The organism is Kitasatospora sp. NPDC096147 (genome assembly GCF_044763225.1).
Taxonomy (GTDB): Bacteria; Actinomycetota; Actinomycetes; order Streptomycetales; family Streptomycetaceae; genus Kitasatospora.
The window spans coordinates 204,010-225,043 of sequence record NZ_JBIWFX010000008.1; the positions used below are offsets into that span (position 1 = coordinate 204,010).

The 21,034-nt window shown below is 72.7% G+C and carries 30 protein-coding genes; 8 read left to right on the top strand and 22 right to left on the bottom strand.

The window, feature by feature from the left end:
• Positions 1-89: 89 nt before the first annotated feature.
• From ACIRBX_RS24835 to ACIRBX_RS24850, 4 genes are all read right to left on the bottom strand, one after another.
• Entirely contained in the window at positions 90-305 is a 216-nt protein-coding gene (locus ACIRBX_RS24835; RefSeq protein ID WP_402299548.1) for a hypothetical protein, read from the bottom strand.
• A gap of 84 nt (positions 306-389) precedes the next feature.
• Positions 390-656, bottom strand: a complete 267-nt coding sequence (locus ACIRBX_RS24840; RefSeq protein WP_402299550.1) for a DUF4235 domain-containing protein — start codon at positions 654-656, stop codon at positions 390-392.
• Positions 653-1,117, bottom strand: coding sequence for a DUF3618 domain-containing protein (locus ACIRBX_RS24845; protein ID WP_402299552.1), 465 nt, complete (start codon positions 1,115-1,117; stop codon positions 653-655). The genes ACIRBX_RS24840 and ACIRBX_RS24845 overlap by 4 nt, the downstream gene beginning before the upstream one ends.
• A complete protein-coding gene (locus tag ACIRBX_RS24850; RefSeq protein ID WP_402299554.1) occupies positions 1,114-1,530 on the bottom strand; it encodes a phage holin family protein in 417 nt (138 codons plus the stop codon). The genes ACIRBX_RS24845 and ACIRBX_RS24850 overlap by 4 nt, the downstream gene beginning before the upstream one ends.
• 343 nt (positions 1,531-1,873) lie before the next feature.
• On the opposite strand from ACIRBX_RS24850, the gene ACIRBX_RS24855 reads away from it, so the two are divergent.
• Positions 1,874-2,098 carry a hypothetical protein gene (locus tag ACIRBX_RS24855; protein ID WP_402299555.1) on the top strand — a complete coding sequence of 75 codons (225 nt, stop codon included), beginning with the start codon at positions 1,874-1,876 and terminating at the stop codon, positions 2,096-2,098.
• 97 nt (positions 2,099-2,195) lie between these two features.
• Here ACIRBX_RS24855 and ACIRBX_RS24860 read toward each other — a convergent pair whose 3' ends face one another.
• The 3 genes from ACIRBX_RS24860 to ACIRBX_RS24870 all read right to left on the bottom strand — a co-directional run bounded on the left by ACIRBX_RS24860 (position 2,196) and on the right by ACIRBX_RS24870 (position 3,758).
• The gene (locus tag ACIRBX_RS24860) at positions 2,196-2,663 is read right to left on the bottom strand and encodes an STAS domain-containing protein (RefSeq protein WP_402299556.1); all 468 of its coding nucleotides are present in this window, start codon (positions 2,661-2,663) and stop codon (positions 2,196-2,198) included.
• A gap of 322 nt (positions 2,664-2,985) precedes the next feature.
• Positions 2,986-3,252, bottom strand: a complete 267-nt coding sequence (locus tag ACIRBX_RS24865) for a hypothetical protein (RefSeq protein WP_402299557.1) — start codon at positions 3,250-3,252, stop codon at positions 2,986-2,988.
• Between the two features lie 296 nt (positions 3,253-3,548).
• Positions 3,549-3,758, bottom strand: a complete 210-nt coding sequence (locus ACIRBX_RS24870) for a DUF6199 family natural product biosynthesis protein (protein WP_402299558.1) — start codon at positions 3,756-3,758, stop codon at positions 3,549-3,551.
• A gap of 248 nt (positions 3,759-4,006) precedes the next feature.
• On the opposite strand from ACIRBX_RS24870, the gene ACIRBX_RS24875 reads away from it, so the two are divergent.
• Complete coding sequence (locus ACIRBX_RS24875; protein ID WP_402299560.1) at positions 4,007-4,189, top strand: hypothetical protein; 183 nt, start codon at positions 4,007-4,009, stop codon at positions 4,187-4,189.
• Positions 4,190-4,295: 106 nt separating this feature from the next.
• Here ACIRBX_RS24875 and ACIRBX_RS24880 read toward each other — a convergent pair whose 3' ends face one another.
• Entirely contained in the window at positions 4,296-5,162 is an 867-nt protein-coding gene (locus ACIRBX_RS24880; protein ID WP_402299562.1) for a PRC and DUF2382 domain-containing protein, read from the bottom strand.
• A gap of 247 nt (positions 5,163-5,409) precedes the next feature.
• Between ACIRBX_RS24880 and ACIRBX_RS24885 the strand changes: the two genes are divergently transcribed.
• Complete coding sequence (locus ACIRBX_RS24885; RefSeq protein WP_402299563.1) at positions 5,410-5,793, top strand: hypothetical protein; 384 nt, start codon at positions 5,410-5,412, stop codon at positions 5,791-5,793.
• A 131-nt stretch (positions 5,794-5,924) separates the two neighbouring features.
• Here ACIRBX_RS24885 and ACIRBX_RS24890 read toward each other — a convergent pair whose 3' ends face one another.
• Positions 5,925-6,290 carry a PRC-barrel domain containing protein gene (locus ACIRBX_RS24890; RefSeq protein WP_402299565.1) on the bottom strand — a complete coding sequence of 122 codons (366 nt, stop codon included), beginning with the start codon at positions 6,288-6,290 and terminating at the stop codon, positions 5,925-5,927.
• A gap of 203 nt (positions 6,291-6,493) precedes the next feature.
• Between ACIRBX_RS24890 and ACIRBX_RS24895 the strand changes: the two genes are divergently transcribed.
• Positions 6,494-6,637 (top strand): hypothetical protein, encoded by a 144-nt coding sequence (locus tag ACIRBX_RS24895; RefSeq protein ID WP_402299567.1) that lies wholly within the window; start codon positions 6,494-6,496, stop codon positions 6,635-6,637.
• 60 nt (positions 6,638-6,697) lie between these two features.
• Here ACIRBX_RS24895 and ACIRBX_RS24900 read toward each other — a convergent pair whose 3' ends face one another.
• Complete coding sequence (locus ACIRBX_RS24900; RefSeq protein WP_402299568.1) at positions 6,698-6,964, bottom strand: hypothetical protein; 267 nt, start codon at positions 6,962-6,964, stop codon at positions 6,698-6,700.
• Positions 6,965-7,103: 139 nt separating this feature from the next.
• Positions 7,104-7,733 carry a flavodoxin family protein gene (locus ACIRBX_RS24905; RefSeq protein WP_402299571.1) on the bottom strand — a complete coding sequence of 210 codons (630 nt, stop codon included), beginning with the start codon at positions 7,731-7,733 and terminating at the stop codon, positions 7,104-7,106.
• Between the two features lie 192 nt (positions 7,734-7,925).
• Between ACIRBX_RS24905 and ACIRBX_RS24910 the strand changes: the two genes are divergently transcribed.
• The 3 genes from ACIRBX_RS24910 (at position 7,926) to ACIRBX_RS24920 (ending at position 9,891) form a co-directional block, all read left to right on the top strand.
• The gene (locus ACIRBX_RS24910) at positions 7,926-8,819 is read left to right on the top strand and encodes an RNA polymerase sigma factor SigF (protein ID WP_402299572.1); all 894 of its coding nucleotides are present in this window, start codon (positions 7,926-7,928) and stop codon (positions 8,817-8,819) included.
• Positions 8,820-8,916: 97 nt separating this feature from the next.
• Positions 8,917-9,318 carry an STAS domain-containing protein gene (locus ACIRBX_RS24915; RefSeq protein WP_402299574.1) on the top strand — a complete coding sequence of 134 codons (402 nt, stop codon included), beginning with the start codon at positions 8,917-8,919 and terminating at the stop codon, positions 9,316-9,318.
• Between the two features lie 120 nt (positions 9,319-9,438).
• Positions 9,439-9,891, top strand: coding sequence for an ATP-binding protein (locus ACIRBX_RS24920; RefSeq protein ID WP_402299576.1), 453 nt, complete (start codon positions 9,439-9,441; stop codon positions 9,889-9,891).
• Between the two features lie 32 nt (positions 9,892-9,923).
• Here the strand turns inward: ACIRBX_RS24920 and ACIRBX_RS24925 are convergent, their stop codons facing one another.
• Positions 9,924-10,340 (bottom strand): hypothetical protein, encoded by a 417-nt coding sequence (locus ACIRBX_RS24925; RefSeq protein WP_402299577.1) that lies wholly within the window; start codon positions 10,338-10,340, stop codon positions 9,924-9,926.
• 160 nt (positions 10,341-10,500) lie between these two features.
• Here ACIRBX_RS24925 and ACIRBX_RS24930 point away from each other — a divergent pair, with 160 nt between their 5' ends.
• Complete coding sequence (locus ACIRBX_RS24930; RefSeq protein ID WP_402299579.1) at positions 10,501-10,956, top strand: hypothetical protein; 456 nt, start codon at positions 10,501-10,503, stop codon at positions 10,954-10,956.
• Positions 10,957-11,479: 523 nt separating this feature from the next.
• Here ACIRBX_RS24930 and ACIRBX_RS24935 read toward each other — a convergent pair.
• The 10 genes from ACIRBX_RS24935 to ACIRBX_RS24980 form a co-directional block, all read right to left on the bottom strand.
• The gene (locus ACIRBX_RS24935; RefSeq protein ID WP_402299581.1) at positions 11,480-12,145 is read right to left on the bottom strand and encodes a hypothetical protein; all 666 of its coding nucleotides are present in this window, start codon (positions 12,143-12,145) and stop codon (positions 11,480-11,482) included.
• 129 nt (positions 12,146-12,274) lie between these two features.
• A complete protein-coding gene (locus ACIRBX_RS24940) occupies positions 12,275-12,679 on the bottom strand; it encodes a hypothetical protein (RefSeq protein WP_402299583.1) in 405 nt (134 codons plus the stop codon).
• Positions 12,680-12,774: 95 nt separating this feature from the next.
• Complete coding sequence (locus ACIRBX_RS24945) at positions 12,775-13,536, bottom strand: hypothetical protein (RefSeq protein WP_402299585.1); 762 nt, start codon at positions 13,534-13,536, stop codon at positions 12,775-12,777.
• Between the two features lie 59 nt (positions 13,537-13,595).
• Positions 13,596-14,183, bottom strand: coding sequence for a hypothetical protein (locus ACIRBX_RS24950; RefSeq protein WP_402299588.1), 588 nt, complete (start codon positions 14,181-14,183; stop codon positions 13,596-13,598).
• Between the two features lie 237 nt (positions 14,184-14,420).
• A complete protein-coding gene (locus tag ACIRBX_RS24955) occupies positions 14,421-15,503 on the bottom strand; it encodes a DUF4192 domain-containing protein (RefSeq protein WP_402299589.1) in 1,083 nt (360 codons plus the stop codon).
• A gap of 76 nt (positions 15,504-15,579) precedes the next feature.
• The gene (locus ACIRBX_RS24960) at positions 15,580-16,620 is read right to left on the bottom strand and encodes a DUF4192 domain-containing protein (RefSeq protein WP_402299592.1); all 1,041 of its coding nucleotides are present in this window, start codon (positions 16,618-16,620) and stop codon (positions 15,580-15,582) included.
• 239 nt (positions 16,621-16,859) lie between these two features.
• Positions 16,860-17,924 (bottom strand): DUF4192 domain-containing protein, encoded by a 1,065-nt coding sequence (locus ACIRBX_RS24965; protein ID WP_402299594.1) that lies wholly within the window; start codon positions 17,922-17,924, stop codon positions 16,860-16,862.
• A gap of 182 nt (positions 17,925-18,106) precedes the next feature.
• Complete coding sequence (locus tag ACIRBX_RS24970; protein ID WP_402299595.1) at positions 18,107-19,141, bottom strand: DUF4192 domain-containing protein; 1,035 nt, start codon at positions 19,139-19,141, stop codon at positions 18,107-18,109.
• A 122-nt stretch (positions 19,142-19,263) separates the two neighbouring features.
• Positions 19,264-20,301: a DUF932 domain-containing protein gene (locus ACIRBX_RS24975; protein ID WP_402299597.1), complete on the bottom strand. Its 1,038-nt coding sequence runs from the start codon at positions 20,299-20,301 to the stop codon at positions 19,264-19,266.
• Positions 20,302-20,551: 250 nt separating this feature from the next.
• Positions 20,552-20,857, bottom strand: a complete 306-nt coding sequence (locus tag ACIRBX_RS24980; protein WP_402299600.1) for a hypothetical protein — start codon at positions 20,855-20,857, stop codon at positions 20,552-20,554.
• Positions 20,858-21,034 lie beyond the last annotated feature (177 nt).

Consider the following 21,034-nt stretch of genomic DNA (forward strand, 5'->3'; position numbering starts at 1 on the left):
CGCGCCGGGTGGACGCGTTGTCACCCGGAGGGGCGGTCTGTCAGTTCGTCAGCAGGCCCCGCGCCATGGCGCGGGGCCTGCCGCGGGGACTACTTGCGGCTGCGACGGCCGAGCCGCATGCCTCCGAAGACCAGGGCGAGGACCAGCAGCACCGCTCCGATCACCAGCAGCCAGATCATGCCCTTCACCAGAGCTCCGACGAAGCCGAAGATCACGGCGAGCAGAACGATGAACAGGAACACGGCCATGTAGACCTCCAAGGGGGCGCCGGAGCGGGTGGCGGGGAGCGCGTCAGACGCTGCCACCCGCCCCGGCATCCCGCCATCGGTGCCGCCATCCGGCCCACGACCGGCCGGTCAGCGCGGTCGAGAGGCGCCCGAAGGGGCCCGTCAGGCCGGCCAGGTACCTGTCACGCGCCGGACGGCGGTGGCGCCCGAGCGTTCGACGGCGGCCTTCACCAGGGCGAAGATCGCGCCTTGGAGGGTGGCGGCGAGGAGGATCTCCCGCCAGGTCCGGTCCTCGTCGGTGGCGTCGGGCGCGTCGTCGTCGTGCCCGATCACCTTCCACGCCTGCTTGAACGCCACCCCCGCCGCCATGCCGCTGATCACGCCCAGGGCCAGGCCGACCGGCTTGTAGGCGATCCTGGTCTTGTTCATCGCTGCCTCCTGATCCTGCGCACGGCGAGCAGGAGCACCACGACTGCAGCACCACCGGCGAGCAGCGGAAGGCGCCGGGCGCGCGCCGGATCCGTCGCCGGACGGTCCTGCTCCCATGCGAGGTCGGGAGTCCGGTCGGCGCCGCGGGCCGCCCGTGCGGTCATGTCGCGCAGGCGCCGCGCGGCACGGGCGGCCCGGTCCAGGACCGGGTCGGGGGTGCGGTCCTTCAGCAGGTGGACGCCCTGCCCGGCCGCCTCCTGGATCCGGTCGGTGAGCCGGGCGCCCTTGGCGGCGGCCCGTTCCTTCACGGTGGCGGCCTGCTCGTGCAGTCTCGCCTTCACGTCGGCCTTGCCGGCCAGGGCCTCGATGGTGTGGCCGAGTTCGTCACGGGTGTCCTCGATCTGCTCGCGCAGGCGCTCGGGGGCGGGTGCGCTCTCGTGGTCGCGGTGCTGGGTGCTCATCGGTGTGCGTGCTCCTTGATCTCGGCCATGTCGGCCTTGACGCTGTCGATGGTCTGCTCCGGCGCGGGCGCACCGGCCTTCGCGATCTGCTTCTTCCCCGCCAGCGCCGCCACGGCCGCTGCCCCGGCCAGGACAGCGGCCACGACCAGCGCCGCCGCCCACACGGGCAGCAGCCCGGCCAGCGCCGCGATCCCCGCGCAGACGAGGGCCTGCGCCGCCAGGAAACCGAGCAGGCCGGCCCCGCCGAACAGGCCCCCGCCCGCTCCGTACCGCCTGCCCTTCTCGGCCATCTCCGCCCGCGCCAGCTGCATCTCCTCGCGCACCAGCTCCGACATCTGCTGCGATGCCCGGGACACCAGCGCACCCACCGACTCGTCGGCGGCCTCATGACCCCACCGATCCGTGCTGCTCACGCGTCCTCACCTTGCCTTCCTCATCCCGCCCGTACCCACGCCGCACCGAGACGGCCGCCGCGCCGGGCCTGCTGTCAGCCGCGCTTACCCGGTCCGTGCCCGCGCATCCACGGGCCCCGGGCAGTGGATGCGCGGGCACGGCTCGGGTCCGGGTGCCGCGCGGTCCCGTCTGCGGCTCTCCGTCCGGTGGGCGCCGGCCGGACGGGCGGCGAGGTCGGACCGAGGAGAACTGCGGCGGCCGGGAGTCCCGGGAAGAGCGGCGGTGGTCCGGCGCTGAGCCAAATGGCGGTAGTCCGGCGCGCCCATCCAGACGCTCCCCGGTGGCGGCGGGGATGCTGAGGCGATGACGCAAGGACGACGAAAGCGCGGCCTGGGCCGCCTCAAGCGCACGACCATCCCCGGCCAAGGCGCCGCCGACTGCGTGGTGGAACAGCCGGGGGTGCTGGTGCCGACCGCAGCCGGTCCCGTGTGCTGCATGACGACCGACACCGAGCACGTCACCCTCGGCGGAACCGTCGTCCGAACCCGCTGGCACGAGGCCGGCTGCGCGACCTGGAGCGCCCGCTAAGCCGCGTTGTCGGCTCGCCGGGCCGGTCAGGCTCCGCCTGGACGCGGCCCCGGCTGGCGTGCACCGGGGCGGGTGTCCTGGCGCGGTTCGGCCGCGATCAGGTCAGCCCGCGGGTCCGCTCCCGCGTGCCGGGGCGCGCCCTGGCCGCGGTGACCCGGGCTGCCGCGGTCTCTCCGGGGGTTGGGGGCCGGTGGATGGCGAGGGCCGCGCGGGCGCTGGCTGCGGCGGGGAACAGCTGCCGGGTGGCGGTGATGCGTAGGAGGTGCTGGACCGGGAGGCTGGGGGCGATGAGGACGATGGCCCGGTGGGTGCGGCGGGCCTCCAGGCGGGCTTCGAGGAGCAGGTTCAGCCCGGCGCAGTCGATGAAGGTCACGTCCCGCAGGTCCAGGCCGAGCAGCGGGCAGGGCAGGCGCTGGGCACGCTGGATGGCGGTGCGGGCCCAGCCGGTGGCGTCGGCGTCGAGGTCACCGGCGAGGTAGCACAGCGCGGCTTGGCCCAGTCGCGCGGTGACCGCTCGCAACTGCGGGTCGGGAGGGCAGGCGTCGTGGTTGAGGTAAGGGTGCATCGGGCGGCCTCCGGGCCCCGTCGATGATCGCCACGCTACGAGGGAGCGCACCCGCGCCATCACCGTCCGGGAGTCCCGGACCAGAAGTGAGGCGGATTGCGGCGGGCTGGCGCGCAGCCACGGTGAACACGCGCCGATGCGGTCCACCGTACGCCGACCGGGCTCCGCCAGCACTGTTCATACACCGAAACTCCTCGTGAACACCGTGGCGAGCGCCCCTACTTCGCCACCGGGGGCGCGGCCGGGCGCGCCCGCGCCCCCGGTGGCCGATGAGGGGCGGCTGCGGGGGCGCGGGCGGATGGGGGTGGCGCGGGTGGCTGGGTCAGCCCGTCCAGTCCACGCTGCTGTCGGTGAAGCCCCCGCTCACACCGCCCGGCCCGACCAGGACCATGCCGTCGAAGTAACAAGCGCCGTCCGGGCCGAAGTGGGCCTCGGTCAGCTGCACGCCGGCACCGCCGGGGCCGACCATGAAGCCACCCTTCTCGAACCCGACGCTCGGCACATCGTGAGCGCTCGCGGCGGCGGCGGTGCCGAGCGCGAGGGGCAGGGACAGAGCGCCGGCCACGAGGACACGGTGGAGAGCACGCATGCGACGTCCTTTCAGGACTACGGGAACAGGGAGCCCGGGACAGGCCCGATCACCATTCGCACACGCGCGAGCACACTCCGCAACCGGAGCTCCGGCGGGCCCGCCAGGCGGGCCGCTGTCCCGCCCAGGGCGGGCCCGGGCGGGACACCAAGGGCCGTCGGGGCAAGGAGCCGGATCGATGGAGGCCTAGTGCATCGGTGCGCCCGGCGCCGAGCGGCGGCTCCGGGAAGCCCCCCGGGCCCGGCATCACTCATTCCGTGGTCAGGAGTCACTCCGTCGCGCGTGCGCCGCGTTCGTCACAGGTGGGTGAGCACCATCCAGGCGGCGACGCCGATGAACGCCACCCCGACGACGCGCTGGACCGCGTACCCCTTGGCAGTGGGCTCGGCCGCGTCGGGGTCCTTGACCCACCCCTTCTGCAGCCGCCGGTTCATCCCCCACAGGAGCTGAGGGCGGATCACCTGGATCAGCCCGACCACGAACACCACGACCGCTATGGCGATCAACGTCCATTCCCCCTCGTACGCCGTTGCGGACGACCTCTCCTGACGCCCACTCAGCTCGCGGCTGCCCCCGCGGACGATCCGGAAACCGGCCCGGGGCCGGACCACTGCGAGCAACGCCGAGCGCGAGGAGGGCGGAGTTTCTGCAGAGGTCCACGAGCCCACGTCGGTGCTGTCCACGGCCGGCGCGTAGTCCACGGCGTGCCGGGCAGGCGATCACCGTAGAGACGACGAACCCGTGAGGATGCGCCATGCCCGATCCCGACCAGACGCCCAAGACCCCCGACCTTCCGCCCCCGGACGGTGTGAAGGCTCCCGACATCGTCCCGCCGGAGGCTGAGGACCGCCGCGACCCCGACGCCCCGGACGGCGAGCGCGACCAAGCCCCCGCCAAGACGACCGAGGCGACCACCGAAGAGGAGCCGCCGGACTGATCAGACCCGGACGGCGAGCAGTCCCGGGCAGCGCCGGACGCGACACCTGGTGGCCCACCCGCGTGAGCGGGTGGGCCACCAGGTGGTCGGTGGCGCGTCCGGCGGTTCAGCGGCCGGGGTCGTCGGTGTCGGGGAGGTCGAGCTCGACCTTCTCCTTGCGGACCTCACCCGTGACGGTCTGCTCCTCGACGACCTCTTCGGTGGTCAGGCGCACGCGCTCCACCGGAACGGCCTCGACGTCGACCACCGCGTGCTCGGCGTGCAGGACCACCTCGTGCTCGGCCTCGGTGATCGGCTGCCCGGTCATCGCCGCGTCCCGGTTCGCCTCGGTGATCGGCTCCCGCTCGATCCGGACCTCTTCGTGGCGCAGGGGAACGGTCTGCTGCTGCTCCTCGGTCACCACGTACTTGCGCAGCCGGGCACGGCCGGCCTCCTGGCGCTCGACGCCGACACTCATCCGCTCCTCGGAACGGGTCATCGCGTCCCGCCCGGCGACGCGCTCGGGCTCCGCCGCCGCGACCTGGCGGTCCGAGGCCGCCCAGGCCGCCTCGCCGCCCGCGCCGCCGGCCACAGCGGCTTCGCCGGCCTGGTTATCGGGATGGGCCTGGGCCCACCCGCCCTCACCGCTCTCGTTGGCCTGCCGCCAGGACTCCTCCCAGGCGATGCCGTAGTGCTCGTAGAGGCGGTGCTCCTCGCTCTCGGAGAGGTGGCCACCGGAGTCGACGTCGACGTTCGGGGCGTCCTTGACCTTGTCCTTGGTCCAGGGCACTTCCAGGTGGTCCTCCACCAGGTGAGCGCCGGTGATGGGCACGAAGGACTCGCTCGTGCCGAACAGGCCGGTCTTGATGCTCACCCACTCGGGGCGGCCGGTGGCGTCGTCGTAGAAGACGTGGTCCGCCTTGCCGATCTTCTTGCCCTCGGAGTCGAGGACAGGGTGGTCCAGCACGCTCGACAGCTGCGCTTCGTTGAACATCGGGTGCTCTCCTTCTCATCGGATTCCCGTGGGCAACGTCCTGAGGATTTCCGATCGCACACGAAAGAAACAGGTTCGCGCCGGCTCGCCAGGCAACTCGGCCTACCACACCGGGCCGACTGCGGCACCCCGCAAGCCCCGGCTCACGGCATGGACGGCGGTGGCGGATCCGGCTGCGGGAGTCCCTGGTTGGCCCGGCCGCGATCGGGCATGCGCGGCTCGACGCCAACCGATGGGAGAGGACGCCATGGTTCTCCTCGGACTGCTCCTGCTGTGCGCGGTCGCCGCCTTCACCGGCCTGCTGATCGCCGACAACCTCGACGGCGGCCCGTCCTACACGGTCACCGTCCTCGGCAACGACATCGCCACCATGAACAGCCTGTCGATCTTCCTCGCGGGCATCGCCCTCACCCTGCTGTTCGGCATCGCGCTCCTGCTCCTGCTCGCCGGCAGCATGCGGGCCCGCCGCCGCTCGCGCGAGCGCGCGGCCCTCACCGCCGCGGCCACCCTGGCCGGCGCAGAAGCCCCGGCGGCGACACCGGCGGCACAGGACGCGACGCCGACCGCCGGACCGCCGACCGCCGGGGCGGGCGCGACCCAGCGCAAGCACCGCCTGCACCTCGGCCACTGACCCGCCCGGACTTCGCGCGGGACCGGCCACTCCTGACCAGCGCGTGCCCCACGCCGAGAGGACACCCAGACCGGCGGCACCGGAGCGGGGCCCATCGGGCGCGGGCCCCGCTCCGGTGCCGCCGGCGTTGGTCAGAGGTGGGGTTCGCCCGCGAAGCCGCCCGCCTGGTAGCCGTCGAGCCGGTCGTGGTGCTCGCGGTGGTCGGTGTGGTGGTCCTTGTCGAACCCGGTCGCGTTCTTGACCTGCTCCTTGGTGCGGCTGACCCACACCGTCTCCTCCTCGGCGTCCACCCGGGTGATGGTGGTGACCGGCAGGAGGACCTGGCGGCCGAAGATCCACGGGCCGGTGTCCACCACGACGTGCGCCGAGTCGACGTCCACGGTGTGCTGGCTGATCTTGCCGATGTAGCCGTCGTCGACCTCCACCCGGTACCCGGTCAGGTCCGTGCCCGCCACGTAGCCCCCGACGCCCCCACCGTCTCGCTTTCCGCCGCTCACCACTGCCTCCTCATCGTCGCCACTCGTTCCGATGAGGGCGCGGCTACCCCAGCCGGTGGCCAGCACGCCCGCCCCCTCGGTGAGTCCTGGATCGGGTTCGTATAGAGGCCGGGTGCGGGCAGGCCCCGCCCGGGGACGGCGTGTCGCTTCGAGGGGAGGGGGCAGACGGTCCGGCGCCGGGCCGGTTCGCGAAGGGTGATGTCATGGAGATGCTGCTCCTCGTGGTGGTGGTGCTGCTGATTGCCGCAGGTGCCATCGCGGTGGCCGTCGCGCCGGGCGGGTGCCGCCGTCGCGGCAGGCGAGCCCAGGCGGCGAAGTGGCTCGCGGCGCCGCCTGCCGGTCTGTGAGAACGGGTGCGCCCCCGGATCCGCTGGGCGGGTCCGGGGGCGCAGGGGGGTGGGTGGCTGTCAGTCCTCCCAGCCGACCTCGCTGCCGGTGAAGCCGCCGGTGACTCCACCGGGGCCGGCCATCACCATGCCGTCGAAGAAGGAGGCGCCGTCCGGGCCGAAGTGGGCCTCGGTCAGCTTCACTCCCGCCCCACCGGGGCCGACCGTGAAGCTGCCCTTTTCGAAGTCGACGTTCGGCGCGTCGTGGGCGCTGGCCGCGGCGGCGGTGCCGAGCGCGAGGGGCAGGGACAGGGCGCCGGCCACGAGGGCACGGTGAAGAGCACGCATGTGCGAAGTCCTTCCAGGACTACGGGGATCAGATGGGGCCTGGGACCGGCCCGATCACCATTCGCACACGGATGACTACGTGTCGCAACCTGGCGTCGTGATCGGGCGGCCCTCGGTGGCCTGCTCGCGGCGCAGCGGGTCAGGAGGTGGGCGGGTAGGGGGCGCCCTTCAGGCGGCGTGCGAGGTGCGCGGTGTTGGCGGCGAGAGTGGCGGTGGCGGCGGCGGTCTTGTCGGGGGTCTTGTCGAGGTCCTGGTAGTCGGTGCGCTGCATGGCCTCGCCGACCCAGTAGGTCACCGCGTTGGGGGCGAGGGTGAAGCCGACGTCGTTGAGACCCTGGAAGACCTCGGCGCTGACGTGGTGGGCGCCGTCCTCGTTGCCGACCACGCACACCGCGGCGACCTTGCCGTAGGTGAGGGGGCGGCCATGGTCGTCGCTCTCGCCGAGTTCGGCGTTGAGCCGTTCCAGGACCCGCTGGGCGACGCTGGAGGTGTGGCCGAGCCAGATCGGGGTGGACAGGACGAGGATGTCGCAGCCGAGGATCGTGTCGCGGATCTCGGGCCAGGCGTCACCGTCGCCCATGTCGACCGCGACACCCGTCCTGACGTCGTGGTCGGCGATCCGGATCACCTTGCCGGTGACCCCGTGCTCGGACAGCGCGGCCATCGTCTGCTCCGCGAGCAGCTGGGAGCTGGACGGCTTCGGCGACGGGGACAGCGTGCAGACCAGCGCGACGGCGCGCAGGGGCGTGGTTTCGGTAGTGGTGTCCATGACGGTCCGGCTACCCCCGCTCCTCGCCGCCATCCCACGGCGCGGCCGAGGTTGCGCCGTCCGGGTACGCCCTGCCGCCGGCCGCCCGGACGGCCGCACTCGGCGCGGATTCTTCACGAAATAAGGGGGCGTACGATCCGGAAAGGGGGGTATTCGGGTACGGACCGTTGCAGCTCGTAGAAAGGGACCGACATGGCTGTGGCCAGTGACGAACTCTGCCAGGACGCCTGCACCGCCGCCGAGGTGGAGGTGGCTGCTCTGCCTGCCCGGTCCTTCGACGTGGCGCCGGAGCTGGAGGGGATCGACAAGCTGCGGGAGGTCGCCCCCACCGACGCCCGCGATATGTCCCGGGTGCTGCTGGTGCGGCTCGCCGCGCTGGAGGAGGGCACCCGGGAGTACTCCTACGTCCGCGCCTCGCTCGTGGAGCTGAACCTGTCGCTGGTGCGCTTCGTCCTGCGCCGCTTCGGCTCCCACCGGGAGAACACCGAGGACCTGATGCAGGTCGGCTCGGTCGGTCTGATCAAGGCGATCGACCGCTTCGAGCCCGAGCGTGGCGTGGAGTTCACCACCTTCGCCGTCCCCACCATCCTGGGAGAGATCCGCCGCCACTTCCGCGACACCACCTGGGCCGTCCACGTCCCCCGCCGCCTGCAGGAACTGCGCCTGACCCTGGCCAAGGCCCAGGACGAGCTCTCCCAGAAGCTCGACCGCTCGGCGACGGTCGCCGAACTCGCCGCCCACGTCGACCTCTCCCAGGAGGAGGTCATCGAGGGACTGAACGCCGCCAACGCCCACACCACCGACTCCCTGGACCTGCCGGCCGGGGAGGACGAGGAGGGCCCGGGCGCGCTCGCCGCCGGCCTCGGCGACACCGACGACCGCTTTGACCTGGTGGAGAACCTGGTCTCGCTGCGGCCGCTGATCGCCGCCCTCCCCGAGCGCGACCGGCTCATCCTGTCGCTGCGCTTCACCCAGGAGATGACGCAGTCCCAGATCGGCGAACGCCTCGGCCTCTCCCAGATGCACGTCTCCCGCCTGCTGTCCCGCACCCTCACCCGGCTCCGCGAGGGTCTGGAAGCAGCCTGACCAGCACGCCTGCGGGGCTGGGGCCCGGCGAGATCGCCGGGCCCCAGCCCCGCGAGTGTGCTCACCGCACCGATCCGAGCTCCAGGAGAGGATGACGATGACCGCGCATGACGACACGACCACACCCGCCACCACGAGCCCGGCCGGCCCGTACGGCGACCCGGACCTGCACGTCGACGTGATCCCCGCAGCCGACCACACCGTGGTCACCATCACCGGTGACCTCGACGTCGAAACCCTCGCCCCGGCCAGGGATGCGTTGGAGCGGGCGTTCTGGGACAACCAGGTCGTCGTCGCCGACCTCGAACACGTCACCTTCTGCGACTCCTCCGGCCTCAACCTCCTCCTCAAGGTCCGCGCCGACGCCCTCGCCGCCGGCGCCCAACTGCGCCTGGCCGCGATCTCCCAGCCGGTGCGCCGGGTGCTGGAGATCACCGGCGCCGACGCCGCGTTCGACGTGCACCCCACCGTGCGGGCCGCCCTCGCCCACACCCCGTGACCCCGACCTCCACCACGTGCGGTTTGGTGACAGGACCAACAGGGTGCCCGCGCGTATCAGCCGCACCACAGCGGGCAGGCGCACAACCTGCGACCACCTCTGCCACGAAGGGCTGACCGCATGAGCACCCCCCGCCAAGCCCTGAACGGCCACCAGCCCCCACGCCCGCTGCCCACCCTGCCACCGGGCGGCCAGCGCCGCCGCCTCCCACTCTCCGGCCGCCACCGCCCCGTCGCCCTCGCCCGCGAGTACACCCGCACCGCCCTCACCGACTGGGCATGGCCCGAGCCGGACGACGTCCAGCTGCTGGTCGCCGAACTCATCGCCAACGCGACACTCCACGGCGGCGGCCCCCTCGACCTCCTCCTCCACGCCGACGAGCACCGGCTGCGCATCGAGGTCAACGACGCCTCGGTGTTCCTGCCCGTCCCGCGCGAGCCCCACCAGCCCGCCCACCCCGGAGGCCACGGCCTCATCGTCGTCACCCGCCTCAGCGACCGCTGGGGTGCCACCCCCCAGCCCTGGGGCAAGACGGTCTGGGCCGAGATCGACACCCCCACCCCGCCACGCTGAACCACCGGCCACCGGCCTGCTCCGGCGGTCCGTCAGGCAGTGGTGACGCGCACCAGGAAGTCGTGCAGCAGACGCACCGCGCCCTCCGCCTCCGCGTACTCGCCCTCCGTGGGCTCGACGGTGCCGAAGTCGTAACCTTCCCCGACCGGCAGGGCCCGCCAGTGCAACACCGGCGACAGGGCATCGCTCGCCGAGGCCAATACCCAGGCGAGCCGGCCGTGCACACGAGCCAGCGCCACCGCCAGCACCGCCAACGCCTCCCGCAGATCCCCCAGACGCTCGATCGGCGCCAGCGCCTGCTGGGTACTCGGCGAACCGACAACCGCCGCCAGGTCCGCCGCAGCCGACCACGCCACCTCGCAGCCCACGGCGTTCAACTCCCACACGCCGTCCCGGATCTGCTGCTCCGCCGCCGCCACCAGACCCTCGATCGTCCGCCAGATCTCCACCGGGCCACCTTAGTGATCACCACACACCCGCATCCAGCGCCGGCCCCGCCAAGCCCTTCCGGGGCGAGGAGCGAACCGCCGCCCTGGTCGGCGAGACGGTCAGTGCGGCATGCGCGGCGCGTGCCGCGACCTGCCGGGGTCGGGTCTCGTTGTGCCGATCATGACCAGCCGCTTCCCGGCCCCGATGCAGTGGGCCTTCCTCGTCCAGGAGTCCGACGTGCGGGACGAGCCGCCGACCGCAGAGGCGATCGTCGAGACCGACGTGCCCGCCCACCGGCTCCTGCTCCAGGACGCGGCCGACAGTGGCTTCACGATGGCCGCCGCAGCGCCGCCCGCCACCACCGCGCGGCTCGTGATCGAGGACCGGACCCTGGCCCGGCTGCTGCTGTCGGGCGGCCACCGAGTCTGGGAGCCGGTTCCGCCCCCAGAGCTGTCCCCCCGGTGGCTCGACACGGCCCGAACTCGCAACGAGGCCGTGGTCGTCGTCGTACCGCCGGGCACCTGGCCGACCGACATGGACCACCTCGCCCCCGCCGACCAAGAACTGGCCTTCCTCACCCGGCTCCAGCAGACCTACGCCAGCGGCCTCGTCCTCCACGGCCGAGCCACCATCTGAACCAGACCACCGACGGACGCAAGGTGCCCAACCCCGGACGCTGGCCGGCCCTCGCCACGGGGGCGTAGGCGGCCATCTGCTGGGGGCCGATGTCGGGTGTCCGACATCGGCCAGCACACCGATCCCGTTCGTGGGTTGCCGGAGGCTCCCGGAGTGCGGGAGTCAGGCTGGTCGGCCCGGACCGATCGGCTCCGGGGCCGGGCGGATGGTCTCGGCGCCCTCGAAGATGTACCAGGCCCAGTCCACCAAGGCGTCGGGCCCCCAACGCACCAGAGCCACCCACTCGAACGAGACGTCATGCTGCCGCCACGCCGTCACCCGGCCGGGCCTCCACCGCCCCCCAATCCGGATCTCCACCCACGGCCAGCGCGGCTCGTGGTCCCGGGACTGCCGGGGGCCGGCCATCATCGCAGGCGGTGCCTGCCGGGCATCACCAGGCACGTAGGGCGGGTGGTGGAACCGGGAGTACGGCTGATCCCACCTCATCCCCTCGGCGGGCGGCGGTCCCTGATGAGTGGTCATCTCAGACCACCACCAGCGGGCTGGCGGCCCTGGGGGTGTGGGTGTCCGGCTGGTCGGCGCGGATCGAGCCTTCGGCGTCCGGGAACCAGAGTCCGGCGCGGCGCGGCCGGGCGGCCGAGCCGCGCCCCTCGGTCTGCACCACGAGGTGGCGAGCTCTCAGCCGACCGCGTCCCTGGCCGAGGCCCTCCCAGCGGCGGGAAGCGACCGTCAGGCGGACCCGGGCCCCGGGCCAGGTGCCGGTGATCAGCAGCGCGCAACCGGCCTTGCGGGTGATGTTCGTCAGCCGCTCCGCGACCGCGGGCCGCACCGGGCCGGTCGGGCGCAGGAGCAGCACGCCGACTCCGTCGGCCAGGGCGACCGCGACCTCCTCCCAGCGGTCCCCGGGTTCCTCAACGGAGACCAGGCGGGTGAGGTCCACACCGAGTTCGGCGGCGGCCAGGTAGCCGAGTCCGGAGAAGCCGGCGGCGGCGCACCAGGTGCCGGCCGTGGTGGCTGCGGCGGTGAGCGCGAGCATCAGGGCCGTGCTGCCAGTCACGGACACCACGACGCCTGGGCGCAGGCCGGCGTCCGGCAGGAGCTCGCGCAGGCCGGGCAGCACGGGGACCAGCGGGCCGGTGGGGCGGGCGAGCTGGAGCCGGGGTGCCAGTTCGGCGAGGGAAGCCTCCATCCAGCCATTTTCGAACACTTAATCGAATGCGGGCAACCTGGCGTCGCCAGGCCGCGTGTTGGCAACCCTTTCCGGGCCCCCGGACCAATTGGTCCGGGGGCCCGGAAAGGGTTGCCGACGGCTCATCCCTCAGCCGGGCCTCCTCCCGAACAGTCGTAGGCGTGCGGCGTGGGTGCTGGTGGGCCGGACGCCGGCCTCGTGGACGAGGCCGTTCCAGATGGCCGTGACGTCCTCGGGGGTGATGCCGGGGAACAGGTAGTCGCCGGTGGCGGCGAGCCCTTGCCGGTAGTCGGTGACCAGCCGGGCGGTCTCGCCGGTGATGGTGACGGTCCGGGGCACCTTGCCGTTGGGGATCGTCAGGTTCCAGGAGTCGGGGTCATCTTCGTCGGGTTCGGCGGAGAGGGCCGGGCACTCTGCAGCGCGGACTCCGTAGGTGACGAGGAGGTGGGCGAGAACCTGGGCTCGGGTGCCGGCCGTGGTGCCGGTAGCGAGGATGGCCGCCGCCTGTTCGTCGCTGAGTTCGGGATCGTTCATCACCGCTGTTGCCCCTTCGGTGTTGTGCGGGTGGCCAGGCTAGGTGGTGGGGATGACGCTGGGGTGCCCGGGGAGGGCCGGGCACCCCGGTCGCGTCAGGCCGCCGGTGCGGCGGGGAGGGCGGGTACGGCGGGCAGTAGTACGAGCTGTAGCCCGTGGTTCCACATCAGCGACTCGTTGCCCTGCGGGCGGAAGAAGCGGGGGCGGTGCTCGGGATGGCGCCACAGGTGGCGGATGGCGCGCTCGGTGCTGGTTCGGGCGCGCAGCCACCAGGTGTCCTCGGGGCCGAAGGCGGCGGGGTCCTTGGGGATGGCGTAGATCGAGGTGCCGTCGGGGCCGATGAGGTGTTCGACGGAGAGGTCCACGTCGCCGTGGTCGGCGCGGAGGCTGAGCAGGAGTGCGGTGGCCTGCGGGTGCTCGCGGCGGAGGCCGGCCGCGAGGGTGGCGGCGACGTCGCGGGTGGGGAGGCGCAGGAGGTAGCGGGGCGGGGCGTGGGTGCCGAACGAGACGACGGGAAGGCCGCTGGCGGCGACGAGGAGGGGCAGCAGGCTGTCGAGGTCTTCGGCGAGTTGGCGTTCGCTGGCGGTCGGGTTCTCGGCGCGCCGCCACAGGGTGGTGTTGGCCCACAGGGCGTGGGCTCGGATGGTCGCGGTCTGGGTGTCGTACTCGTACTCGATGGCGTCGGCCGCGGGGTGGTGGGCGCGGGCGGTGGCGGCGAGGAGTTCGAGGGTGGTGGCCGCGAGCGCGTCGTCGGCTTCGGCGGAGGCGTCGAGGGCGGCGTGGAAGGCGGTGCTGAGGTTGGTGCGGCGGTAGAGGGCGAGGCCGGGCGGGCCGGTGAGCGGCTTGGGGCTGGGCACGTCGGTGTCCTTGAGGTGTTAGGTGGGCCGGGCCGCCGGTTGGGCGGCCCGGCGGCGGACTACAGGTAGGCCTTGATCTGGCGGTCCGCGATACCGTTCAGCTGTTCGGTGAGGGTGATGAGGGCGCGGACCCATTCCTCGGCGTCCGGGGTCTGGGTGGACGGCAGTTCGAGGTAGGCCTTCGTCAGCTGAAGGAGGGTCTCCATGGCGAGCGGGTCGTGTCCGGGGATGGTGCGGGCGGTGGGCTCGGCACCGCTGCGGTGGGCGAGGCCGGCGTTGTAGGCGAGCAGGAGGCGGTCGGCGGCCTCGTCGCCGGTGTAGCCGTTCCGGTAGAGGTCGGTGGTGGTGAACCACTGGATGAACGGCCCCGGGAGGGTGATCCGCAGGCCATGACGGCTGCTGGAGGTGGCGTGCTGGGCCGCCTGCTCGGCGTGGGCTCGGGCGTAGCCGAGGTGGCGCGCGGCGGCGCGGGGGTCGGCCTGGCGGGCTTTCAGGGCCCAGTCGTAGGCGCAGGCGGCTCGGGCGTGGTGCTCCCGGGAGGTGTTGCTGCTGGTGGCGTCGGCGGCGGCGGCGCGGTGCTTGTCCCGGGCGTCTGCGATCAGATCGGGGGCGTCCGGGGTGAACTGCGGTACTCCTGGCGTGGGCATGGCTTCCTCTGGGTCGGGCCGGGCTGATGGCGCGGCCGGGGGCGATGGGCGGGCCTTCCGGCCTGCCAACACCACCAGCCTCCCCATCCCCACATGCCCTTGGGAACACCAATTCCCTTGTACTGCAAGCCTGTTGGTGTCTTTCGAGCTCCGAACGGGCGGGTGGCCGGCGCAGGCCGGCGCTCGCTCGCGTGCCCGCACTGGTGCAGGGGGCGCAAGGCCCCCTGCACCAGGCTGTCAGCCCTGCCGCCGTTCGAGCCGGGCCTTGCGGAGGGCCCGCATCCGGTCGGCGAGAACTTCGACGTCCGTACCGGCCTCCAACGCCCCGGCCAGCAGGTGCGCCAGCCGGTTCGACGGGTCGGCCATGCAGGCCATCTCGATGGCGATGGCCGCTGCGGGCATCTCGCCCACCAGCCAGGCAGTGAATCCGGCGAGGGCCAGGGGGGCCGCCGCCTGCCGCAGGTCGCGGTCCGCGCTGCGCCGGGCGAGCAGGCACCACAGCTCGTGGGCCCGGCGCACCTCGGACGGCTCGACGAACTGGGCCCCGATGTCGCGCAGGTGCCTGATCTGCATTCCGGTGAGCAGGTCCGCGATCACCTCCGGGGTGAGATCGGTGAGCGGGCTGCCGTCGCCGCCATCGAGCAGCAGCCGGTCGAGCAGGTCGCCGAACCGGGCGTCCTCCGCGTGCGGTCCCTCGGCGCGGATGCGGTCCACCCACCTGTGGGCTGCGGCCACCGCCGCTTCGTCGTCGGCGGGTCCGGCGTCGGCTCCGGGCTCGAACCGGGCGATGATCTCGGCCATGCTCGGCGGCATCGGGATGCCGGCCACGACGGCTTCGGTCGTGACCGGGCCGGGGTTGTGCGGGCCGTGGGCGGGGATGCCCTCCGGGTGCTGGCCGGGGTGCTGGAGGTCCCACCAGTGGGTGCCGGTGGCGAAGTACGTGCCGAGGACGGCGAGGCCCTTGGTCCGGGCGGCGGCCGAGAGGACGGCGGCGAGCGGCGCGAAGTGGGCCACCGTCGTCTTCCCCGAGCGGAAGTCCGCGCCCTTGGGGCAGATGTAGAGCAGGATGCTGTCGGCTTCGCTGGAGGCTTGGGCGAGCACGAGCTGCACCTTGTGCATCAGGTCGTCGCCGGCCTCGGGCCAGTCCTGGGGGTCGGCGGGCGGGGAGATCCGGACGACCCCGACGGGCTGGTTGATGCGCTGGTTGAAGACGAAGGCGACGATGCTGCGCTCGGGCTGGAGTCCGATCATGAAGGGCAGGGCCTCGACGGCCTCGGCCGGGTTGCTGACGTCGAAGACGGGCAGCGCGTGAACGATCATCGGGTGTTCCTCGTGGTCTGCGGGGGTCGGGTAGGGCACGGGGTGGCCGCCCGGCGGGGCCGGGCGGCCGGTGCGTCTATCCGTGCGACTCCAGCGACTTGAGGGCATCGCCGACGCGGTGCAGGACCTCGAACTCGGCCCCGGCCACGATGTTGTCGTACAGGAGCTCGGCGAGGGCGTTGCCGGGGTCTACCTCGTTTGCGGCTTCGAGGGAGAGCCGGGCGGTGGGCAGGTCCCCAACTCCCCAGCTGGCGAGCGCGTGCAGGGCCAGGATGACGCCCGCGTAGTTGGTGTAGGGCTCGACGCAGACGCGAGCGAGGGTGCGGCACAGGGCTTGAGTGGCCTTCAGGTTCACCGGGTCCAGGTACAGCAGCACGTCGGCGTGGATGACGCGGCTCTGGAGCAGTAGGGCGAGGCGGGCGGTGATGTCGCTCCCGAGTCCGTCCGGGGTGTAGCCGGCGGCGACCCCGCGGATGGTGTCGGCCAGAAGGTTCCGGCCGTACTGCTGGAAGGCGTGCGGGCCCTGCACCTCGAACTTCTCGATCAAGCCCTGGTGTTCGCGGCGGATGGCTTGGCGGTGTTCGGTGGCGTCCGGCTCCCGGAAGGGCGCCAGGCTGGCCAGGAGTTCGGACTTGGCGGGCCAGGGGCGGCCGTCGGGGCCCGTCGGCACGTCCCGGCCCCCGGGCGGGCAGCAGGCGGGCCCGGAGCACAGGGCGCTCCACCAGCGCGTCGGGGTGACGTACAGGACCTCCAGCAGCGGCAGAGAGCGGGTGCGGCTGATGGTGTTCAGGTGGTGGGTCAGGGCCTGGTGGGTGTGGCGGGCGGCCTCGTCGTACTCCGGCTGGTCGGCGGCGGGGCAGACGGCGGCGGCGATCTGGGGCACGAGGAACCCGCGGGCCGCTTCCCGCTCGATGAGGTGGTCCGTCATCTCCCGGATCATCGCGTCCCAGCTGGAGGGATCGGCCGGGAGCTTGGCCGTCATGCTGCTTCCCAGCGTGCCGTCGGCGGCGATGGTGCAGAGCACGAAGCTGTCGTCGGGGAAGGCACCGAAGACTTCGGGCAGGGAGGCGACGATGGCTTCCGCACCTCGGAGTTGGTGGGCGGCGGGGTTGGGCATTGGGGTCTCCTGTTGGTGGGTCCGGGTTCGCGGCCCGGACTGGCAACCAAGCTGACTTCTGTCTGCTTTCTTGACCTAAGTCTATTTTCCGGGAGGGGTGGTTGGGCACACCCAAAGCGGCTCAAGATCAGCGGAGTTGGCACCCAAGGAGCCCTCGCCGTCGCGCCGGCGCAGCGGCCGGCACGACGACAGCGCGGGCGGCACCCGAAGGTGCCACCCGCGCCGGACCCCTGCCAGGGCTACTCGCGCTCCGCCCGCAGCTCCAGGGCCCTGGCCGCGATGCCCCGCACGCCCTCACCGCCCAGGTTCAGGTTGTCGATCAGCAGGCCAGCCAACTGCGACTCCCCTTCACCGGCAAGGTTGTTGGCCTGATGCAGGACGATGCGGGCCAGCGTGTTGTCACCTCGGAGACTGGCGTTGAACCCGAACAGGGTCAGCGGGGCGATGGCGAGGTGGGCGAACCGGCCGACGGCAGACCGGGCGAGGACGCGCCACAGGTGCGCCGCGTCCTCCAGTTCCTCGGCTCGGCAGAATCCGATCGCGGTGTCGCGCGCACTGAGGTCGCGGAGGGCGAAGAGGAGTTCGGCGGCGCTCTCGTGGTCGAGGACGCCCGGCGCACCGAGGTCCGCCGGACCCTCGCCGGACCTCGCGGCCTCGAGGTAGGTGGTGATGCGGGAGGCCACCCGGTCCACCACCTCGGCGCGGGTTTCGGAGGGAAGCCGCCACTCGGCCGCCGTCAGCTCCTTCAGCATCAGGTCGCCCGTCTCGCCGTCGAACGGGGCCAGTTCGGCCAGCATCTCGGCACGGGAGCGGGGCCGCACCATTCCGGCGGCGAGCGCCTGTTCGGTGATGTGGCCGGGGTTCGCGGGGCCTTGCACCGGCTTGCCCTCCAGCGGGCAGCAGTCCGGGTCGGAGCACAGGTAGGACCACCAGTGGGTGTGGGTGACCGCGACGGCTTCGGTCACCGTCATCCCGTGGCTGCGGGAGGCGTTGGCGAGGATCTCGAAGAGGCCCTGAAGTTCGCGCGCACCGTTGTGGCCGTAGTCCGGGTCGGCGGGGTCGAGGTAGATGAGGATGCCGACGCGCTCCGGGCGGTGGCCCCTGCTCTCGGAGAGCTCGATGAGGCCGTGGACGATGCCGGTGGCGAGGTCGGCCCAGTCGAATGGGTCGGCCGCCAGGTCGATGCGCAGGATGCCGTGGCTGTGGGGCCCCAGTCCCATGAGGACGATGGAGGCTTCCGGGATGTGGCCGAGGAGGTAGGGGACCGCCTCGACCAGCGCGGCAGATCCGTTGATCTTGAGCATTCGGGCTCCTTGCGGGGTCCGGGTTCGCGGCCCGGATCGGCAACCAAACAGACTGCTGTCTGCTTTCTTAACCCGAGTCTATTTGCCGGGAGCAGCGATGGGCACACCCCAACAACCCTTCACAGCAACCAAGTTCGACAGATCCGGGGTGCCCGCCGGGCGGCGGACACCCCCGACCCCTGTCAGCCCTGTGCCACCTCCCGCAGGCCCCGCAGGTGGCGCAGCAGCGTCTCGGCGGGGAGTTCGCCCCGCTCGTTGACCACGCCGGCCTGCTGGTCGTTCAGGATGGCGAGCAGGTCCTGCACCGACTCGTCGTCGCCCCCTCCGGCGGAAACGGCCCCGATCAGCGCGATCCGCGCCGAGGGCACGTCCCCGGCCAGCAGGAAGCTGGCGGCGAGGAGCATGAGCGGTGCGATGGCGTAGTCGGCGTAGTCGCCGACGCACAAGCTCGCGGCCCGCGCCCACACCTGCCGCGCCCGGGGCAGCTCGTGCGGCTCGCAGTAGATGAGTGCGGTGTCCAGCAGCCCGGCGGCCTGCACCGCGAGGAGCAGCTGCACGGTGAGCTGGAGGTCAGGGTCGGGTGCCGGGCTCCCGGCCGGGGCCCCGAGGACGGTGGCGAGGAGCTGCCGAAGGCGCTGCTTCACGACGGGCTGGCCGCCGGCCAGCTCGCGGTCCAGGTCGTGCAGGGCGCTCTCGATCGCGTGGACGGCCGCGAGGGCGTCCGCGCCGGTGGCCGGTGCCCACTGGGCGGCGACCGCGGTACGGCTCGGCGCGGTCACGGGCCGCCGGGCCGTGCCCGGGCCGGGGTGGCGGGCGGTACCGGCGTCGGCGAAGGACCACCAGTGGGTCGGGTTGACGAACAGGTTGTGGGCGACCTCGATGTGCTGGCGGGCGCAGGCGGCGGCGAGCCGCTGGCCCAGCTTGGCGTAGTGTTGGAGGTCGCCCCGGGTGCCGGGCCCGGTGAGCACCATCAGGACGGCCGTGCCCACCCGCTCCCCGGCCGAGGCGAGGAAGGCGACGATGTCGGCGATCGCCGAGTCGGCGGTGGCGGGCCAGTCGGCGGGGAAGGCGGGCAGGTCGGTCCGGGTGGTGCCGACGCTGCCGAGGCTCTCGCTGAATCCGAGGACGAGGAGGCTGTCGTCGGGCTGGAAGCCGAGCAGGTGCGGCACGAGGTCGACCATGTCGGCGGCGTTGCCGGGGTTGTAGATGTGGTTCATCGCGGTGTTCCCATCGGTCCGGGGCGGGCGGCGCCGGCCAGGTGGCTGCGCCGGGGCGGGCCGGGGTGTGCGTCCCCGGCCCGGGGTGCGGCGGGGGCGAGGGCCCCCGCCGCACCGATGGGTCACGCGGCGAGCAGCATGCTCTTGGCGAGGTCCTTGCGGACGTTGTGCTGGTCGTGCAGCAGGACGGTCATCGCCAGGTTGTCGCGGTGCTCCTGCTCGGTCAGCTCCGTGGGAATCTTGACGGTGCGGAAGTAGTCCTCGAACTCGATGACGGACTGCAGGGCGGCCCAGCGGGTGCCCCGGATCGTCTCCTGGGTGGGGGCTTCGGCGAACAGGTGGTGCAGGCTCTCGCGCCGCTCCTGGTAGGCGGTGACGAGGTTCTTGCGGGCACCCTCGGCCGGAGGCGTCCACAGCCGGTCGATGAGCATGTCGAACTCGTCGGTGGTCATCGCGGTCTGGAACAGCTGGGTGGCCTCGGCCTCCAGCGCGGCGGCGTAGCGCTCGGTGAAGCCGAGGGTGCGGCGTGCCTCCTCCAGGTCGGTGAGGGCGCTCTTGGTGTGGCGGATCTTCCAGACGCGCTCGGCCGACTTGACGGCGAGGTCGAGGGTGTTGGTGCACACGGCCCGGATGGGGGTCTCGACGGCGACGGCGGCGGAGCGGCCGTCGTGGCTGTTGGCGAAGAGGGTGTAGAGGTCGATGCGGTCGGCAGCGCCCTCGGGGTCGATGGTGAAGCTCGGGGACTTGGTGGACATGAAGACGACCCGGCCGCCGTCGAGGGCACCGGCGGTCTCGTAGGTGACGTGGCCACCGCCGACCAGCTCGTCCAGGAAGCGGAAGGCGTCGGCGTTCTGAATCGGGGTCCAGGTGTTGCCGACGAGGCCGCCGACCCAGTCGCCGGTGTCGGAGCGGAAGGTGCCGAACCGGCCGGGGATCTTCTTGCCGAGCTTGCCCTTGTTCATCGGGAGGATCGGGAGCTTCTCCACCTGCCAGTCGAGCTTGGCGAGGTGCAGGACCTCGTCGCTGGTCTTCGCGTCCTCGGTGATGGTGCCGAGGCCGTGCCAGGCGGGCTGGCGGTGGGAGTAGAAGGCGGCCTCGCCGGTGGTGTTGTCGATCGCGCCCTTGTCGGCGCGGCCGGTGATGACGTCGCTCTCGCGCATGGGTGTCTCCTGTGGTGGGTCCGGGTTCGCGGCCCGGACTGGCAACCAAGCTGACTGCTGTCCGCTTTCTTGACCTAAGTCTATTTGTCGGCGGGGGTGGATGGGCACACCCTTCGAGGCACCAATTCCCGTTGCCCGCATGCCCGCTGACGCCTCGGCGGGCAGGGCTGCCGGTGGCCGGCCCGGCCGCCGGCTGGAACGACGCAGGGCCCGTACCGCGCTGCGGTACGGGCCCTGCGGGATCAGGTCGCTAGCTGCGCCGGTTGCGGGGCTCCAGCCCGGCCTGCGTGGCCTCACGGGTCACCAGGGAAGCCGAGAAGCCCGCCGCTTCAGCGATCTGGAAGACCGGAATGCGGCGGTCGGTGTAGGCCGCGAGGACCGCCGCCTTGCGCAGCGTCCGCATCCTCGCGATCGCGTCGTCGGTCTGCTCCAGCGGGCCTCGCACCGCCGCGAGCAGCTCCATCGGATCAAGGCCCGCTGCCTCGAATGCCTCGATCGCCTGGTCGAGAGCGGTCGCGGCCTTGGCCAGCTTCTTGCCCAGCTCCTTGCCGCTCATCTCTCTCCTCTGGGTGCGGCCCGGCGGCGGCCGGGCGGGACTGACTCTATGTCTATCAGGGTGGGGGGGGGGGGGGGGGGCCCCCCCCCCCCCCCCCCCCCCCCCCCCGGGCCCCCCCCCCCCCCCCCCACCCCCCCCCCCCCCCCCCCCCCCCCCCCCCCCCGCCCCCCCCCCCCG